Here is a 17303-nt window from a genome sequence, read left to right as displayed (position 1 = left end):
AGCGCCTTATAGAGGCTGTTAAAAAAGTTACAGACAATTTCAAATCTTTACCAGCATACTAATTATTTCGCAAGCTCTTCCAATGTCTTTTCCACATGGCCTTTAACACGGACTTTACGCCACTCTGCCGCCAGTTTTCCCTGTTCATCAATCAGGAAGGTTGAGCGCACAATCCCCATAAATTCCTTGCCGTACAGCTTTTTGAGCTGCCACACGCCGAACATTTCACTTACCCGGTGCTCTTCATCCGACAATAGCGGAAACGGCAGGCTGTTCTTCTCTGTGAACTTGCCGTGTGAGGCCAGGCTGTCCGGGCTGATCCCCAGCAGGACCGCTCCCCGGGCGGAAATCTCATCATGGGCGTCACGGAATTCGCAGGCCTCCTGGGTACAGGCGGGGGTCATATTTTTGGGATAAAAATAAAGCAGCACCTTACGCCCAAGATACTGACTCAGGCTGATGTCGCCGCCTGTGGAGGCAGGAAGCGTGAAGTCAGGGACCTGCTGTCCGATTTCGATTGGTTTCGTCATATGTATACCACTCCTAATCCGTTGCTTTGCTTTACGATTGTGCTAAACATTTTGGTGAAATATTCCGAAATTGCTTGTATTCCTAAAAGAAATTATAATGTAGAGAATGTGAATGCGAAAGGAAGAACGAAATGCCTCCAAGAAAGAACCGGCACGCAAAAGCCGGCAAGTCAAAAAAGAAACCGCTGCTCTGGACTCTGGCCATTATACTTCTCCTGATTGCCGGCGGCGCCGCTTACTACTTTACCAGTCTTTACACCCAGCTGGACAACCTGCATAAGACTGGAGAGGATTCACCTTTTGCAGCCGTTCCTACACCATCAGCTGAAGTAGAGCAGCCTCCTGAATGGGAAGGCACCGAGCCTGTTAACATCCTCCTTATGGGCGTCGATGCACGCGGAGTGAAGAAAGGCGAAGTTCCGCGCTCAGATACCATGCTGGTTGCCTCTCTGGATCCGGTTAAGAAGAAGTTCTATGTGTTTTCCATTCTCCGTGACACCTATGTGGACATTCCCGGCTTTGGCAAGGAGCGCATTAACACAGCAATTACACATGGTCCCGAGGTAGCGATGCAGACCGTAAGCGATCTGCTCGGCATCCCGGTTCAGTATTATGTATATACAGATTTCCAGGGCTTCATAGCGCTGGTTGATGCAGTCGGCGGTGTGGATTATGAGGTCGAGAAGGACATGGTCTACAAGACCATAGCTGACGGACCCGAATACGACATCGATCTTAAAAAAGGCTTCCAGCATCTCGACGGCAGTATGGCGCTGCAATATGTGCGCTTCCGTCATGACGCAACCTCCGATTTCACCCGGACAGAGCGCCAGCGCGGCTTCCTGAAGGCCGTAGCAGATAAGGTAATCAGCACAACCTCCATTATAAAGCTTCCATCGATCCTGTCCCAGGTTACCCCTTTCATTGATACGAACCTGGACATGAATGATATGTGGAAGCTGGGCACCGTCGGTTATGACAGCTCCATGGGCGGCAGCGAGCAGATTCCGCCCATGGACCTGCTGACCGAAGAAAGAACCAGCGGCGGCGCTTCGGTCATCGGGTTCAAGAGCGAAGAAGAGCTGAAGCAGTTCGTGCAGGATGCAATGGCCGAACCGGAGCCGACGGCAACACCGGAGGCATCTCCGGAGAGCAGCCCTTCTGCAACAGCTGAAACCCACTAAGCAGTTCCCCACTCGGCCAAAGGACGGGCGGACAGCGGAATTCCCCGTTGTTCGCCCGTTCCCATGCCCGTACATAAGAAAGGATGATTTTGATGACACGCAGTAATTCAGAACAGTTATACCAGGAAGCCCTCCAGCATATTGTCGGCGGGGTTAACAGCCCGTCCCGTTCCTTCAAGGCTGTCGGCGGCGGCGCCCCCGTATTCATGAAGCGCGCCAGCGGCTCCCGCTTCTGGGATGAGGACGGCAACGAATACATTGATTATCTTGCGGCATATGGTCCGATCATTACCGGCCATGCCCATCCCCACATCACTGCAGCAATCACAGAAGCTGCGCAGAACGGCATTCTGTACGGAACGCCGACCCAGCTTGAGATCAAGCTGGCCAAGATGCTCAAGGAAGCCATCCCTTCGATGGATAAGGTCCGCTTCGTCAACTCCGGTACCGAGGCTGTAATGACTACCATCCGCGTTGCCCGTGCCTACACCAAACGCAGCAAAATCGTAAAATTTGCCGGCTGCTATCACGGCCACTCCGATCTGGTGCTGGTTGCCGCCGGCTCCGGCCCTTCCACGCTCGGCATTCCGGACAGCGCCGGTGTCCCGGGCAGCATCGCCCAGGAAGTTATCACCGTGCCCTTCAATGACCTGGACGGGCTGCGCGAAGCACTGGAGAAGTGGGGCGAGGATGTTGCTGCGGTTATGGTTGAGCCCATTGTCGGCAATTTCGGTATGGTTATGCCGAAGCCCGGCTTCCTTGAAGGGCTGTGCAAGCTGGCTCACGATAACGGCTCACTCGTCATTTATGACGAGGTCATTACCGCTTTCCGCTTCCATTACGGCTCCACCCAGACCTACGCCGGTCTTGATAATCATGAGGACATCACACCGGACCTGACCGCACTGGGCAAAATCATCGGCGGCGGACTGCCGATTGGCGCTTACGGCGGCCGCAAGCATGTTATGGAGCAGGTTGCTCCGCTGGGACCGGCCTATCAGGCCGGAACGATGGCCGGCAACCCTGCCTCCATCTCGGCAGGAATCGCCTGTCTGGAAGTGCTTAGCGCAGAGGGTGTCTACGATGAAATGGAGCGCCTGGCCATCCGCCTGACCGAAGGGCTGCAGGCCTCCGCCGGCCGCCACGGCATCCCGCTGACGATCAACCGCATCCGCGGCGCGTTCTCCACCCATTTCTGCGAGCATCCGATTACGAATTATGACGAAGCGCAGGATACCGACAGCGAGCTGTTCGCCAGCTTTTTCCGTCATATGCTTAACCGCGGCATCAACCTCGCCCCGTCCAAATACGAGGCCTGGTTCCTGACCACGGCACACACGGATGCTGATATTGATGCTACCCTGGAAGCGGCTGAAGCGTCCTTCCAGGCTATGGCGGCAGAGAACAAATAATCTGTCCGTTAATATAACCGGTTCCATACAAATAACCCGCCGCCTCCCCGGCAGCGGGTTATTTGTATGACTATTTCAGGTCATACAGGCTGCGGATTTCCACATCCTGCGGCAGCTTGAACGGATTCTCCTGATTAATCCGGTCATAGAACATAACGCCGTCAAGGTGATCCATTTCATGCTGGATAATGATGGCCTGATAGCCTTTGAATTTCAGGGTAACCGGCTTCCCCTCCAGATCAAAGCCCTTTACCTTCACTGTTTCATATCGGGGTACAAAGCCGTGTACCGGCCGGTCTACGGACAAGCAGCCTTCACTCTCAGGCAGATAGACCATAGAGACCGAATGGCTGATTATCCGCGGATTAACCCAGGCATGCTCAACGATTCTGCCTTTTTCATCCTTCGAGTACATGACGAACATCCGCTTCGCCACGCCAATCTGATTTGCAGACAGCCCTACGCCGGAACGCAGCTTATATTTGGCTGACAGCTCCGGGTCCTGACTGTTCTTGAGAAACTGCAGCATGCATGCAAGCGTCTCACGGTCCTCCGCCCCAAGCGGAAGCTCTACCGGCGCAGCTGCGCTGCGGAGCACGGGATCGCCCTCACGAATAATATCATCCATCGTGATGATATAGTCTGCCTTGAATTTTGTACTAGACAACGCAATTCATCCACCTTTGCTTTTGGCTGGTTAACCATTACTTTAGAATCATGTTCCGGTTATGGATTAATAAATGCCGTGCGCAGCTTGCTGCTGTAGTTCACATCAAAACCAAGTCCGGTAGCGAGTGCAGCGAGCGGCAGATACGTTTTGTCCTCTTTTCCTACTTTTTGCAGAAATGCCGGGGTATCAATCGCCTGGTTCACTCCGTTAACCCGGATAAACTTGGACCCGATCGTTATGACCACCGTACGTCCGCCGTAAACAATGGTTGCACTTGACGTTTTGTTGTCCCATTTACCCGTGGCGCCTACCGCATTGAGAATATCCTTCAAGGCCAGGAAGTTCTGGCCATTCTTCAATATAGGCTTATTCGGGGTATTCAGCTCCACCCCTTTTACAACGATCGACATCGGAACCGCCGCAGCACCTGTCATTGCTATAGCTGAAGGTGTACGGTATTCTCCCCACTCCAGCTCGGCAAACACTCTGGCTATTTTCTCATAGCCCAATTGGGTTGGATGAAAATCTGCTGCGCCTGCACCAATAATATGGGTCAGCGATGCCTCGACTCCAGCGAACCGGGCAGCAACATGAGCTGTAACTACCGGGGCTGCCGCCGTATTCAGGCTGGCAGTGACGCTATCCGCAGCTGCCGTGAACCGTTCCGCGGCACCCATCAGTGTGGCATAATTGGCGCCGAGGGCGATTTTGGGAGCCGGCTGGTATTGATCCGCAAGCAATATGGTTGCAGCAGGATTGACCGCCCGGATATTCTCCAGTGCCGCCTTTACATTGGTGGTGTATGCCGTCAGCCGCTGCTCCAGCTGGGCTTCGAAATCGGCAGAGGGCAGCTCCTTCACCTTCAGAAACAGGCTGCTGACGTCATTGCCGCCGATTGTAATGGTAATCAGATCAGCATCCGCAAGCTCAGTTTTGATTTGCGGTGTCAGCTGCGCAAACTGGCTGATCCGCGGATCGGGCAGGCCTGCCTGAATACCGTCAGCCGGGATAACGGCGCCGTTCTTGATAGCCCCGGTGTAGTTAAGCAAACCTGCCGAGGTCAGACCAAGAATCCCGTAATTGTTCAGGGCGCTTCTGCCGTGATACCAGCCCTGCTCCAGCAGCCGCTCTGCATATCCGTAAGGTTTCGTATTCGGATCCGTCATCCCCGGCTCATAACCGGCGGTGATGGAATCCCCCAACGCCACGATGCGAAAGACATCCTGCCCCGTTCCCTGCCCTGCCGCTGTATCAGCAGCATCAGCCTGCTCCGCCCCTGCACCCAGCAGCAGAGTGAACAGCAGCATGCCGCTTGTTCCGGCGGCCCATAGTTTTTTCCATGCCATCAGCATCGTACCCCTCTACATTATTATAATTCCATTCTATCATCTGGACGGCCTGCAGCAAAAGAGCGGGTTCCCGTTAACCGGAAACCCGCTCCATAGCTTAACCTTATTCTATTGCTGCCCGCCTCCGGATCCGGAAGCCGGCTTGCCGTCTTTATCCGGCCGATGATCAATAATACCGGAACGCTTCAGATATTTGTCGTAACGGTCATCCAGCTCACGGGCAATCTTGCGGTACCGCAGGGTTTCTTCCACAATCGGGTCGTGTGCAGTCTGAATCCGGATTTCGTATTTGGGCGAAATCTGGCGGACCTCCGTGGCTGTACGGTCGCTCTGCTCCATTTCACCTTCCTGCAGCATTTCGCTCAGCATTTCACTCAGCCTGCGCTCCAAATCGTAATCATTCATCCTTCAGCTGCCTCCTTAAAGCTTGAATCCCGTAGCTTCCGCTTCCTGCAGCGAGGAGACCAGAAATTCATGGATCTGCCCGTTGCTTGCCACAATATGACGTGTACCGATGTCATACGGATTGCCGAGCGTATCCGTTACCCGTCCGCCCGATTCAAGCACCAGCAGCACGCCTGCAGCGCAATCCCAGGGGCTCAGGCCGACTTCCCAATAGCCGTCCACCCTGCCTGCTGCAACATATGCCAGATGCAGGGCAGCCGAGCCACCGGCACGGACGCCGCGGATCTGCGGCAGAATATGCTGCAGGCCGGCCATATTCGCCGGCTGGGCGAAGGTGCGGTCTGGCGGGAAGCCCATTGCAATCAGGCTGCTGCCAGGCTCCGTCTCCTTGGATACCGCGGTCGGGATGCCGTGCATATAGGCGCCTTTGCCTTTCTCGGCAACGAACATTTCGTCGCGGATCGGATCATAAATAACCCCAACCGACAGCTCCCCGTTAATCGCCAGGGCAATAGATACACAGTAGAAAGGAAAACCGTGTACGAAATTGGTTGTCCCGTCAATCGGATCGACAATCCACAGATATTCATGCTTGCGTCCCTCTTCGAGGGCGGCAGTGACTGCATCTGCACCGGGAGTCACCCCTTCTTCCCCAAGGATGGCATGGTCGGGATAATGGGTCAGGATCAGCCGCCGGATCATCTGCTCCACACCTTTATCAACTTCAGTAACCAGATCCTGCGCCGACGTCTTGCTGCCCAGTTCCTTCACTTGTCCCTGTCTGCTCTTGATCCATTCCCCCGCTTTGGCTGCAGCGTTGATCGCTGCCGCCGTATAACCCTTGCTTGTTACCACATAGGGCTCCCGTTCATTCCGTTTATCAGAATTCAAAGGATTCATCTCTTCACTCCGCTTTCTTGAACTTGATTGCTCTCCCGTGAAACACTGCAAGTTAAGCAAGCACACTCCCTGCCGCTTAAGTTTCATTCAACGTACCCTATTTCCGGGCACTTATCAAGTCTAACCTTGCTTAAGGTTCAACATTGATGCTGGCTCCACTCAGAACGGTAATTCCATTGCCGGCCTCCGCCAGCTCCTTCATTGCCTCCATCAGGCTGAACAGCGCTCCGTCCTTCAGTTTTGCTTCAATCATTACATCAACAGCAGGTGTATCCGCGGCAATCCGCTTCAGAAAAGCAAGCAGCGGCGCCGGCTCCACCCCGTCGGCATGGCTGCGCGGATCGGACGGGCTGCGCGGGCTGGAGACATGGATCTTCGGCGGGAGCAGCTCTCCCGGGCCTACATCCGTCAGGGCAAGCCTGCTCTTCCACGTACCGAGAATGTCCGGCCAGAGCTCCCAGGGCAGCTCACCCTCGTTGTTCACCCACTGGTGGTGAATATCAAGCACCATCGGCAGGCCGAGCTGACGGCAGACAGCTAAGGTCTCCCTGGCATTAAAGGTCTTATCATCATTTTCCAGCGTCATCCGCTCCTGCAGCCTGGAGGGCAGGCCCGCGAAATGCGTTTTGAAGCGCTCTGCCGCAGCAGGCTTGTCCCCGTAGGCTCCGCCGATATGGATGTTGTTCTTGGCTGTTGCCTTAAGCCCCAGGGCGTCCAGCATGTCCGTATGGTACTGCAGGTCACGGACGGAGCTGGCCAGCACCTCGGGGCGGGGTGTACTCAGCACCGTGAAGTGGTCCGGATGAAACGATACCCGGAGTCCGTGCTTAATAATATATTCCCCGACTTCGGCAAACTCCCCGGCGAGCGCCGTAAAAGGGTTCCAGTCCTGCAAGTCGGGATGGGTCGAGAGCGGGATCAGCTTGGAGGTCATCCGGTACACCTTAATCTCCGAGCCGACATTATGCTTCAGGAGGCGCAGCGTGTTATGCAGGTTCATCCTGGCGATCTGCTCCAGGCGCCGCAGGCCGGCCTCCCGGTCATCCAGCTTGTTAAAGCTGGCCATAGTCATGGTCTTGGAGGGTGAGCAGTCTTTGATGACAGTCGACATGGCCACGTAACCGAAACGGACAATCATTTTTCTTCCCCGAAAAACATCTCGTAGGCGAGCGCAGTCTGCACCCGTGACTCTTCCTCATTCAGCCTGCGCACCAGATCCATCTCCACTGCGGTAACCTCATTGCCCTGAAAATTGATTTCGGCGATGGAGGCGGAAATCTTCACGATTGCCACAGCCACATTCTCAGGCGTGTAGGCAATCACCTTCTGGCCGGTCGGGTAGACGCGGAAGCCCTGCTTGACCATCTTGGTACGCCCGTACTCCAGCAGTTCGTATAGCTCCTGCTCATTCTTGAACTTGCAGACTGAATTGAATTCCGATAGAAATCCCATTGCTATTCGATTCTCCTTCCCGGCCGGATTGCCTCCGCCGCTTCGCTTAATATTAATTATTCATTATCGTATTTAAGGCCTTGTCTGAACTGGTACCGCTCCAGCGCCAGCTCAACCATACGGTCCAGGAGCGTCTGATAAGACACGCCGGTCTCCCGCCACAGCAGCGGATACATGCTGAAAGGGGTGAAGCCCGGCATTGTATTCACTTCATTAATCAAAATTTTGCCGTCCGACTTCCGCAGGAAGAAGTCTGCCCGGGTAATGCCGCTCCCCTCAATGGACCGGAAAGCCTGAAGCGCCGCTTCACGCAGACGGTCGGCCACTTCCGGATCAAGCGGGGCGGGAATCAGCATCTGCGACTTGCCGTCGATGTACTTGGCCGCATAGTCATAATATTCACCGGAAGAGACGATTTCACCCGGAACCGATGCTTCGGGCTCTTCATTCCCCAGTACGGCTACTTCCACCTCACGGGCATCCACAAATTCCTCGATAATAACCTTCGTATCATACCGGAGAGCGAATTCAACAGCCCTGATCAGGCTCTCTTTATCCGATGCTTTGGAGATACCTACGCTTGAACCGAGATTGGCCGGCTTGACAAAGACCGGGTAACCCAGTTTATCCTCCACTCCGACAATCAGCTCATGGCCTTTCTGTTTCCATGCAGAGGCGCTGAAATAACAGTATTTGCACTGCTCAAGTCCCGCTTCACCGAACAGCTTCTTCATTACAACCTTATCCATACCCGCTGCAGAAGCCAAAACGCCTGCTCCGATATACGGAATGTTAGCCATTTCGAACAGCCCCTGAATGGTGCCGTCTTCCCCGTTGGTTCCATGCAGCAGCGGGAACATGACATCGACTATGCTCTCTTCCCCGTTCAGCCCGCTGAAAACAGTATTCAGCGCCATGCCCATGTCTCCCGCCGGTCCTTCCAGCTTCAGATCCTCAATCCTGCTGTACGGGGCACCTAACGTCTCCCCGACCTTCCACAGCCCCTGCTTGGAAATGTAAAATGGAATAATTTCATATTTATCGTAGTTAAAAGCGTTCATGACTGCAAAAGCCGTCTGCAGCGATACCTCGTGCTCCCCGGATTTGCCCCCGTACACCAGTCCTACGGTACATTTTGTGTTCCCCATGCCCTAACCTCTTTCTGAATTATAAGTAGTCATTAATATGAAAAAAACGGTAGGCCGTTCTGTCGGTCCATGCATAGGAATCACGATAATCCCAATAACGGTGGCGGCTTGAAACCGTCCGGGCATTCACCAGCGGCATGCCCTCCGCATCAAAGGCGGTAACAATTGTGCTGTGCTGAAAATGGCCGTTGCCGTCCCAGTCATATTGAATGATATCCCCCAGGCTCAGCTGGTCCGGGCGCTCCATGGCCTCTGCACGAAGACCGCTTAAGCGCTGCCCGCTCAAAAACCGCTCCAGACTGTCCGATACAGCCCAGCTGAAGCTCCACCATTCCCGGGTTCCGTTGTAGCCTTTGTACCACCAGCCCGTTTCTCTTTTACCAGTATAGTTGATCGGTGCTTCCCCTGCAAAGAGACATTGGGAGACATAATTGGTGCAGTCCACCTCAAAAATTTCAAACTCCGGATTGCCGTCCTTCCACCAGCGGTCAGCATAAGCTACCGCTTCCTCCCGGCGGTACCTCACCTCTCTGGCCCCGGGAGTACCGCGCAGGATCTTGCGGTTAAGCAGCGGCTGTGACGGCTGCGGCGCCTTCAGCACCTCACCCCATTGGGACAGCCGGACTGCCGGTTCCGCCTCAGCCGCCCTCCGCAGGGAATTGCGCTCAGGCACGCTGCGCTCAATGTTCACGATCTCCCAGCTGCTCCCTGTGCGCACAAAGGTCAGCCGTTCAGATTCAATTTTATCCTCGCGGTGGGTAATTCCGCCCTTTTCATAATAAAGTGCACTGTGCAGGGCCACATCGGCTACAAGCTCACCGGGGTTCTGCCGCACAGTCCGCAGTGTCCGCACCCCGGTCTCGCCGCGAAGCGGCGTAATGCTGCGCCGTTCATACCACTGCGCAATGCGGCGTGAACGCTCGCCATGCATTTTGTGGAAACGGGCATCCTTTACGGTGCCCTGAACCTGCGCATATCCCGGAGCGACCCGACCTTTGTTCAACAGATCCACATAAGCGTACAGACTTTTTTTCCATTCCTGCTCCATTGCATACCCGCCTCTCCCTATTTGGCTGCTGTCCTATGTATATGAACGAAAAGGAGCCGCTATACAGGCGGAAACAGGCGGGAGCGGGGAAAATGGTCCGCCAGACAGGCAGCTTCCCCACGAGCTGTCAGAGGCTGTTTGCAATGTCAGGCCAAATCCCGTTATAGTGGACAAAAAACATATGCGACAACACCGGAAAACCGGCTGCAGCCCATGCCAAACCGGGCGGATAAAACAGCAAAAAAAACTTTACTCTCATCTATGTAACCGTTATACTTTAAATATAAGCAATTTGAAATGGAGTTTCACCAGATGAAACAAGGAGGCGCATATATGCCAAGCAAGGATCATTTTTCGCTGTCCAAGAGCCTGGAATCAGGCGGAAAAACTTACCGTTACTATGATCTGAATTCCCTCGAACAACAAGGTGCAGGCGACATTTCCTCCCTGCCTTTTTCCATCAAAGTGCTGCTGGAGGCTGCTGTCCGCCAATATGACGGGCGTGCCATCACGGAAGAGCATGTGAAGCAGCTGGCCGGCTGGTCCGGCGGCATCGACCGCAACAAGGAAATTCCGTTTATTCCGGCACGCATCGTGCTGCAGGATTTCACCGGCGTACCGGTCGTAGTTGACCTTGCAGCCATGCGCGATACCGTCAAGAAGGCTGGCGGAGACCCTAAGAAGATCAATCCGCTGGTTCCTGTAGATCTTGTTATTGACCATTCCGTCATGGTTGATGCATTCGGCACGGCCGATGCGCTTGATTATAATATGAACGTTGAATTTGAACGGAATGAAGAGCGCTACCGCTTCCTGCGCTGGGCGCAGACCGCATTCAACAATTTCCGTGCCGTTCCTCCGGCAACCGGAATTGTGCATCAGGTCAATCTGGAGTACCTCGCTTCCGTAGCGGCTACCAAGACCGTTGACGGTGAAACCGTAGTCTATCCGGATTCCCTTGTCGGAACCGACTCCCACACAACCATGATCAACGGCCTGGGCGTCGTCGGCTGGGGTGTCGGCGGGATCGAGGCTGAGGCAGGGATGCTGGGACAGCCGCTGTATTTTGTCACACCTGAGGTTGTAGGCTTCAAGCTTACCGGCAGCCTGGTGGAAGGTGCTACGGCAACCGACCTGGCGCTGACTGTTACCCAGATGCTGCGCAAGAAGGGCGTTGTCGGCAAATTCGTAGAATTCTACGGCCCGGGTCTGGCTAACATCAGCCTCGCTGACCGTGCTACTGTCGCTAATATGGCTCCTGAATACGGTGCAACTATCGGCTTCTTCCCGGTAGACGAAGAGACGCTGGCCTATCTGCGCAGCACCGGCCGTCCGGATGAGCTGGTTGAGCTGGTCGGGGATTACTATAAAGCCCAAGGTATGTTCCGTACTGCTGATACACCTGATCCGCAATTCAGCGATGTCATCGAGCTTGATCTGGCGTCCGTTGTTCCGTCCCTGGCTGGACCTAAGCGTCCGCAGGACCGTGTAGAGCTGTCGCACATGAAAGAGAATTTTGAAGGCATCATCCGTACGCCTGTCGATAAAGGCGGCTACGGCCTCAGCGATGAGAAGATCGCCGAAGTGGTTGAAGTGCAGCACAAGAACGGAACCACCAGCAAGATGGGTACAGGAGCCGTTGTTATCGCTGCAATTACCAGCTGTACGAATACCTCCAACCCAAGCGTTATGCTCGGTGCGGGGCTGCTCGCCAAGAAGGCTGTGGAGCGGGGCCTGACCAAACCGGGTTATGTAAAAAGCAGCTTGACCCCGGGCTCCCTCGTCGTTACCGAATACCTGGAAAAGGCCGATCTGCTGAAGCCACTGGAAGCGCTGGGCTTCTACCTGGCCGGATACGGCTGCGCTACCTGTATCGGCAACTCCGGTCCGCTGCCGGATGAAGTCAGCCAGGCCATCACTGACAATGATATGACAGTAGCCGCCGTTATATCCGGTAACCGTAACTTTGAAGGCCGCGTGCACGCCCAGGTCAAAGCCAACTATCTGGCTTCACCTCCGCTCGTTGTGGCTTATGCCCTGGCCGGTACGGTTAATATCGATCTGCAGACGGAGCCGCTTGGCTATGATCCGCAGGGCGAGCCTGTCTTCCTGAAAGACATCTGGCCGACGTCTGCCGAGATCCGCGAAGCAATCGGGCTGTCGCTCAGTCCGGAAATGTTCCGCCGTAAATATGAGAATGTGTTCACCGCCAATGAGCGCTGGAATGCGATTCCTGTACCGGAAGGCGAGCTGTATGAGTGGGATGACAATTCCACCTACATCCAGAATCCGCCGTTCTTCGAGAATCTGGCGGACGGAGTCAGCGACATCAAGGATATTAACAATGCGCGCGTGCTGGCACTGCTGGGCGATTCCGTCACTACTGACCACATCTCGCCGGCCGGCAATATCTCTACATCAGGTCCTGCCGGGGAATACCTGCGCAGCCACGGTGTGGAACGCGCTGACTTTAACTCCTACGGCTCACGCCGCGGGAACCATGAGGTGATGATGCGCGGTACGTTCGCCAACATCCGTATCCGCAACGCGGTTGCTCCGGGCACAGAGGGCGGCGTGACCACCTTCCTGCCTAGCGAAGAAGTCATGTCCATCTACGATGCTTCCATGCTGTACCAGTCGGCCGGCCAGAATCTGGTCGTTATTGCCGGCAAGGAATACGGCACAGGCAGCTCCCGTGACTGGGCAGCCAAAGGCACACTGCTCCTGGGCGTCAAGGCGGTTATCGCCGAGAGCTTCGAGCGGATTCACCGCAGCAACCTGGTCGGTATGGGCGTACTGCCGCTGCAGTTCCAGGAAGGCCACGGCTGGAGCAGCATGGGGCTGACCGGACGCGAGACCTTCAATATTACCGGCCTCGACAACTATGTGCTTCCGGGGCAGGAGCTAACCGTTACAGCCACCCGTGAAGACGGCACACAGTTCGAGTTCCCGGTTATTGCCCGCCTGGACAGCACTGTGGATATAGACTACTACCGCAATGGCGGTATTCTTCAGACGGTACTCCGCCAGATGCTGGCTGATGCTACCGCTTCGGAAACGGCATTACCTGTAGAATAAGAACAGCTGCATAGCCTGAAATAACCAAAAGCCCCCGGCGCTCTTCAAGAGCACCGGGGGCTTTTGGTGTATCAGATTTCAATTCGTTCGGAATTCAGGATCCGTTTATAAATAAGGGCAATAATCTGCGAGCGGTCAGTCACATTCATTTTATTGAAAATCCGGCTCAGATGGTTTTTGACGGTATGCTCACTGATGAACAGGGCACTGGCAATCTCTTTGTTCGTTTTGCCATGCACTATCAGCTCCAGCACCTCTTCCTCGCGCGGGGATATGCCCCATTCCTCCTTGGAAAGCGTCAGCGCCGCACTGTCCAGCAGCCTCGACCCGTTCACAACCCGTTTCTTGGGCCGGGAATCGGTACGGCTTCGCAGAAACTGCCGGAACGAGGACAGCGGTTCATCCTCGACTGCATCTGCCGCATCAGGCTCCAGAATGAACCGGGACGGGTCAATCCACTTCTGCGGCTGGCCGGCAAGCTGCTCGCGGTCCGCCTGTCCGCTTATGTGCCGCAGAACAAGCAGAAGCAGCTCAGCCGTTAACGGCATTACCTGCTTATCTTCCGCCGGATGCTGTAGACGAAGCCGGCTCACCTGTTCAATCAGCTCAATCTCCCTGTGGAAGAAACCATACTCACTCAAAAGATGGCTGCGAAACGGGGCAAGCAGACACGCGCGCCTCAGCAATTCAGCTTCAGCTTCCGGACGCCCCATATAACGTGCGAAATCACGGGCCAGCTCCGAAGCATCCAGTGAAAGATAATACAGCTGTGCATTGTTATTCTGGAGAAAATCGCGGAAATTAGCCAGAAATACTTCAGACTGCCTGGAGTACCTGCTGTCCCTTTCGATCAGGCGGATGGCCGTGCCGGCCATCGCCGCGATAGTTTCCAGCTGGATCATCCACTGTTCAGCCTCACTGCGCTGCCTGAAGCCGACAGAAAGAACACCCATGAATTCATTTCCGGACAGCAGCGGACATTCGAGCAGCATTTGCTTGGACTCAGACTCTCGGAGGATAGCTGATGACAGAAAGGCTTGAGGCGAATAGCGGGCTTCCAGATCCCTCACGTAGTACTCTTGAGATTCCGGTGCCCAGCCTCTGGCGTAGTATGTATGAGCGGCATGCTCCCCTGTCTGGAAATGCACCAGCACCGAAGACAGCAGAACGGGCAGACCCGTCACCACATCAAGCAGAAGCGTCCCCAGCTCCTGAAGCGACCCGGCATGCTGGAGCTGGACTGCCGCTTCCTTTAGACGCAGGGCCCCTTCCGTGCCCGGCTGTGCCTGGCACAGCAGCTTGCCCATGGTACTGGCGAGCACTGCGATGCGCTTCCTGATGCCGGCAAGCTGCTCCCTGCCGCATTCCGGCAGTTCACCGAGGCCGGCCCGCATCCGTTCCCCTAATAGTGCCTGCACCTGCTCCCGCGTGCCTGGCTCCATGTATAACCCTGACCACAGATAGTACATCTGCCCGTAGCCTGCTGCCAGCGGAATGACTACAAGATTCAGTCCCGGAACCCACTCCAGGACGGCAGGACCGGTCATTCCCTCCAACTGCTGCAGCATCCGGCCCTGAGTCTGCAAGGCATCCCGCAGTAAATTCAGCCTTTCTCTGTTATTCCTGCCGCCGGCCGAAGAGCTTGTAATCATGTCACCCTCCTGATCGGTGAGCATTATCGCCTGATCCATTGCTGCTGCGAACATATCCTGCAGCTGCTGCATTTCTTCCATCAAAGAATCGGGTACTCCTGTGTTCATAGAATCACCCCATGCCCGGAATTATCAAAGAACTTATAAATGCGCAATACTATCGCCACTTCCTACTTTCTATATATAGCTTTTTATCATAGTTCATTTTGGGCAGAGATACAATTTTTCATTTTCAATTTATGAGCATGCCGGATACTGTTGCCCGTTTGCCATTTCACTCCGGTTTTACCTTAGCTTTACTGTTTATTTAACCAAATAAACCGCTTTCATAACGGTAATCCGGGATCGGAGCCGATTCCCGGCTATCCGATCATTAAGCCCATTTCGGCAGCATTTGCTGCCAGAATGACCGCATATTCCTCCAGCGTCTCCCGCGACAGCCGACTGACTGGTCCCGAAAGGGACAGCGCCGCGACCACCTTGCCGCTGCGGCCTATAATCGGCACCGCTACTGCAGCCGCACCGGGCTCCCGCTCTTCAAAGCTGGTCGCATACCCGCAGCGGGTGATCTCCCTGAGCTGCTCCAGATAGAGGCTGCGGTCGACGCTCTCCGGCCAGGCAGGGTCCGCCAGCAGGCGCACCTGGACCTCCGATGGCGCATAAGCGGCAAGAACCTTGCTGGATGCGCCCACAGACAGCGGCAGCCGGGCTCCGATCTGCGCCACACGGCGGATAGCCTGGTGGCTCTGGACAGCCTGGATACGCACACGCTCGAGGTCATCGCGCAGATAGAGGCTGACTGTCTCGCCGAGCCGGTCACGCAGCCGCTCCATCGCCGGAAGCAGCAGCACCGCAGGCTCATCAAGCGTCGGCAAATGGGTGGACAGCTCCCAAATCCGGATGCCAAGCCTGTATTTATCCGTCGCTTCATTGCGCAGCAGGAACCCTTTTTCCTCAAGTGTTGTCAGCAGCCGGTGCACTGTACTCTTGTGCAGGCTGATTTTTCCGGCAATTTCCGTCAGGCTTAAATCGCTCTCCTGGGTAAAGCAAAGTAATATATCCAGCGCCCTTTCAACAGCGCGAACAGTCAGTTTCCGGTCCTCCACGGTCTTCTCCCCTTACCTGTTTCATTATATGAAACCCGGTTACATTATTCTACATAGTCAACTCTATCTTAGAGCAAAACTCCAGAGAAAGTCCAGCATAATAACAGGCCCGGAAAAGGCTGGAGCTCAGTTTACATTTAGATTACAAAAGCGGCTAATTCATTGACTTTGCAGGGGCATCAACCTACGATTAAATATATGAATTATTCTTTTTGGGAGTTGAAAATATGGATCTGGCAACACTCCGTACCGGCCCGCCGGTCTCACACAAGCCTGATAAACAAAAGCCAGGTGCAGCACATCAGATTTCTCTGCGGATGATCCGTGTCAAACATATTATTGTGGCGTTGCTGTTATCGGTCTTTTTCTTTTTTGTCTTCTGCTTCATCGCACTGCATGGCTATATTGCCTGGGTGCTGTCCAACCCCACGGTAGCCCCCCTCTATTCCACACCTATGATTGCCAAGGGACTGGAATATGAGGATGTGAACTTCCCGGCACAGGATGGCAGCCGGACGATGCAGGGCTGGTACATTCCGTCTGAAGGTTCAACCAAGACGATCGTATTCAGCCACGGCTACGGCGCCAACCGCGAGGAGACCTGGGTTCCGATGTATGATCTGGCCCACTACGCGCACAGCCTGAACTTCAACGTCGTCATGTTCGACTACGGCTTCGCTTCCCAGATTAACAAGGATATTGCTACAGGGGGTAAAAAAGAATCCCAGCAGCTGCTCGGCGCCATTAACTTTGCCAAGGAGCGGGGAGCCAGGGAGATTGTTGTATGGGGCTTCTCGATGGGCGCAGGCACTGCGCTTCAGGCCGGGCTTGTTACCAAGGACGTCGATGCTATGATACTGGACAGCACCTTCCTGCTGGAGCCGGATACGCTGTACCATAATATTAAGCAAAACATTGATCTTCCGCGCCAGCCTTCCCTGGAGATCATGGAGCTGCTGTTCCCGGTGCTGAACGGAACCGGACTCAACCAGATTCCTTACGCCAAGGTGAAAAAAGAGGATTATCCGTTCCCGATCCTGTTCATGCACGGCACGAAGGATGACAAGGCTCCATACCCGATTGCCGAGGAGCTGGCAGCCAACCAGAGCAATCCTTACTCCGATTCCTGGATTATTGAGGACAGTCACCATGAGCTGCTGTTCCGGGAGCATCCGCGCGAGTATCTGCGCCGTGTCTCCGCTTTTCTCGGCAATGTGCAGCTGGCCCAGTCACTGGAGAGTAGCAGCCCAACCTCCACAGCAAGCAAATAACAGACAGAAGCCCCTATACCAACGTGCAGAAATGTATCTATACAGCTCTGCACGTTTTTTTGTGTCATCTTACAGGACCGGCGGTAATCCTCATATTC

14 protein-coding genes and 1 pseudogene are annotated in these 17303 nt (G+C 54.8%); 4 read left to right on the top strand and 11 right to left on the bottom strand.

The features are described from left to right. Positions 1-62: 62 nt before the first annotated feature. Complete coding sequence (bcp, locus tag AC4G46_RS03035; protein WP_491126630.1) at positions 63-530, bottom strand: thioredoxin-dependent thiol peroxidase; 468 nt, start codon at positions 528-530, stop codon at positions 63-65. 131 nt (positions 531-661) lie between these two features. Here bcp and AC4G46_RS03030 point away from each other — a divergent pair, with 131 nt between their 5' ends. Both AC4G46_RS03030 and AC4G46_RS03025 read left to right on the top strand, forming a co-directional pair. Further along, positions 662-1714, top strand: coding sequence for an LCP family protein (locus AC4G46_RS03030; RefSeq protein WP_491126629.1), 1053 nt, complete (start codon positions 662-664; stop codon positions 1712-1714). A 92-nt stretch (positions 1715-1806) separates the two neighbouring features. Beyond that, positions 1807-3126, top strand: coding sequence for a glutamate-1-semialdehyde 2,1-aminomutase (locus AC4G46_RS03025; protein WP_491126628.1), 1320 nt, complete (start codon positions 1807-1809; stop codon positions 3124-3126). 70 nt (positions 3127-3196) lie between these two features. On the opposite strand, the gene def is transcribed toward AC4G46_RS03025, so the two are convergent. The 8 genes from def to AC4G46_RS02985 all read right to left on the bottom strand — a co-directional run bounded on the left by def (position 3197) and on the right by AC4G46_RS02985 (position 10098). Next, entirely contained in the window at positions 3197-3754 is a 558-nt protein-coding gene (gene def, locus AC4G46_RS03020) for a peptide deformylase (protein ID WP_491128775.1), read from the bottom strand. 98 nt (positions 3755-3852) lie between these two features. Continuing rightward, positions 3853-5142, bottom strand: coding sequence for a stalk domain-containing protein (locus AC4G46_RS03015; RefSeq protein ID WP_491126627.1), 1290 nt, complete (start codon positions 5140-5142; stop codon positions 3853-3855). Positions 5143-5253: 111 nt separating this feature from the next. Next, positions 5254-5550 carry a hypothetical protein gene (locus tag AC4G46_RS03010; RefSeq protein WP_491126626.1) on the bottom strand — a complete coding sequence of 99 codons (297 nt, stop codon included), beginning with the start codon at positions 5548-5550 and terminating at the stop codon, positions 5254-5256. 15 nt (positions 5551-5565) lie between these two features. Next, the gene (locus tag AC4G46_RS03005) at positions 5566-6450 is read right to left on the bottom strand and encodes an inositol monophosphatase family protein (RefSeq protein WP_491126625.1); all 885 of its coding nucleotides are present in this window, start codon (positions 6448-6450) and stop codon (positions 5566-5568) included. Positions 6451-6580: 130 nt separating this feature from the next. After that, positions 6581-7588, bottom strand: coding sequence for a UV DNA damage repair endonuclease UvsE (gene uvsE, locus AC4G46_RS03000; RefSeq protein WP_491126624.1), 1008 nt, complete (start codon positions 7586-7588; stop codon positions 6581-6583). After that, positions 7585-7902, bottom strand: a complete 318-nt coding sequence (locus AC4G46_RS02995; protein ID WP_039869572.1) for a hypothetical protein — start codon at positions 7900-7902, stop codon at positions 7585-7587. Before AC4G46_RS02995 ends, uvsE begins: the two co-directional genes overlap by 4 nt. Positions 7903-7958: 56 nt before the next feature. Next, positions 7959-9050 carry a D-alanine--D-alanine ligase gene (locus AC4G46_RS02990; RefSeq protein WP_491126623.1) on the bottom strand — a complete coding sequence of 364 codons (1092 nt, stop codon included), beginning with the start codon at positions 9048-9050 and terminating at the stop codon, positions 7959-7961. Between the two features lie 19 nt (positions 9051-9069). After that, a complete protein-coding gene (locus AC4G46_RS02985; RefSeq protein ID WP_491126622.1) occupies positions 9070-10098 on the bottom strand; it encodes an amidase domain-containing protein in 1029 nt (342 codons plus the stop codon). 333 nt (positions 10099-10431) lie between these two features. On the opposite strand from AC4G46_RS02985, the gene acnA reads away from it, so the two are divergent. Next, complete coding sequence (gene acnA, locus AC4G46_RS02980; protein WP_491126621.1) at positions 10432-13176, top strand: aconitate hydratase AcnA; 2745 nt, start codon at positions 10432-10434, stop codon at positions 13174-13176. Between the two features lie 71 nt (positions 13177-13247). Here the strand turns inward: acnA and AC4G46_RS02975 are convergent. Both AC4G46_RS02975 and AC4G46_RS02970 read right to left on the bottom strand, forming a co-directional pair. Next, positions 13248-13448, bottom strand: a pseudogene (locus tag AC4G46_RS02975) (response regulator transcription factor); the annotation flags it as partial. 1742 nt (positions 13449-15190) lie between these two features. Further along, positions 15191-15934 (bottom strand): IclR family transcriptional regulator, encoded by a 744-nt coding sequence (locus AC4G46_RS02970; RefSeq protein ID WP_491126620.1) that lies wholly within the window; start codon positions 15932-15934, stop codon positions 15191-15193. 227 nt (positions 15935-16161) lie between these two features. On the opposite strand from AC4G46_RS02970, the gene AC4G46_RS02965 reads away from it, so the two are divergent. Then, a complete protein-coding gene (locus AC4G46_RS02965; protein ID WP_491126619.1) occupies positions 16162-17205 on the top strand; it encodes an alpha/beta hydrolase in 1044 nt (347 codons plus the stop codon). Positions 17206-17303: the final 98 nt, after the last annotated feature.

The sequence above is a fragment of the Paenibacillus sp. fava2 genome, assembly GCF_058313675.1.
The sequence above is the reverse complement of the archived record's forward strand: the minus strand, read 5'-3'. Positions and strand labels throughout refer to the sequence as shown.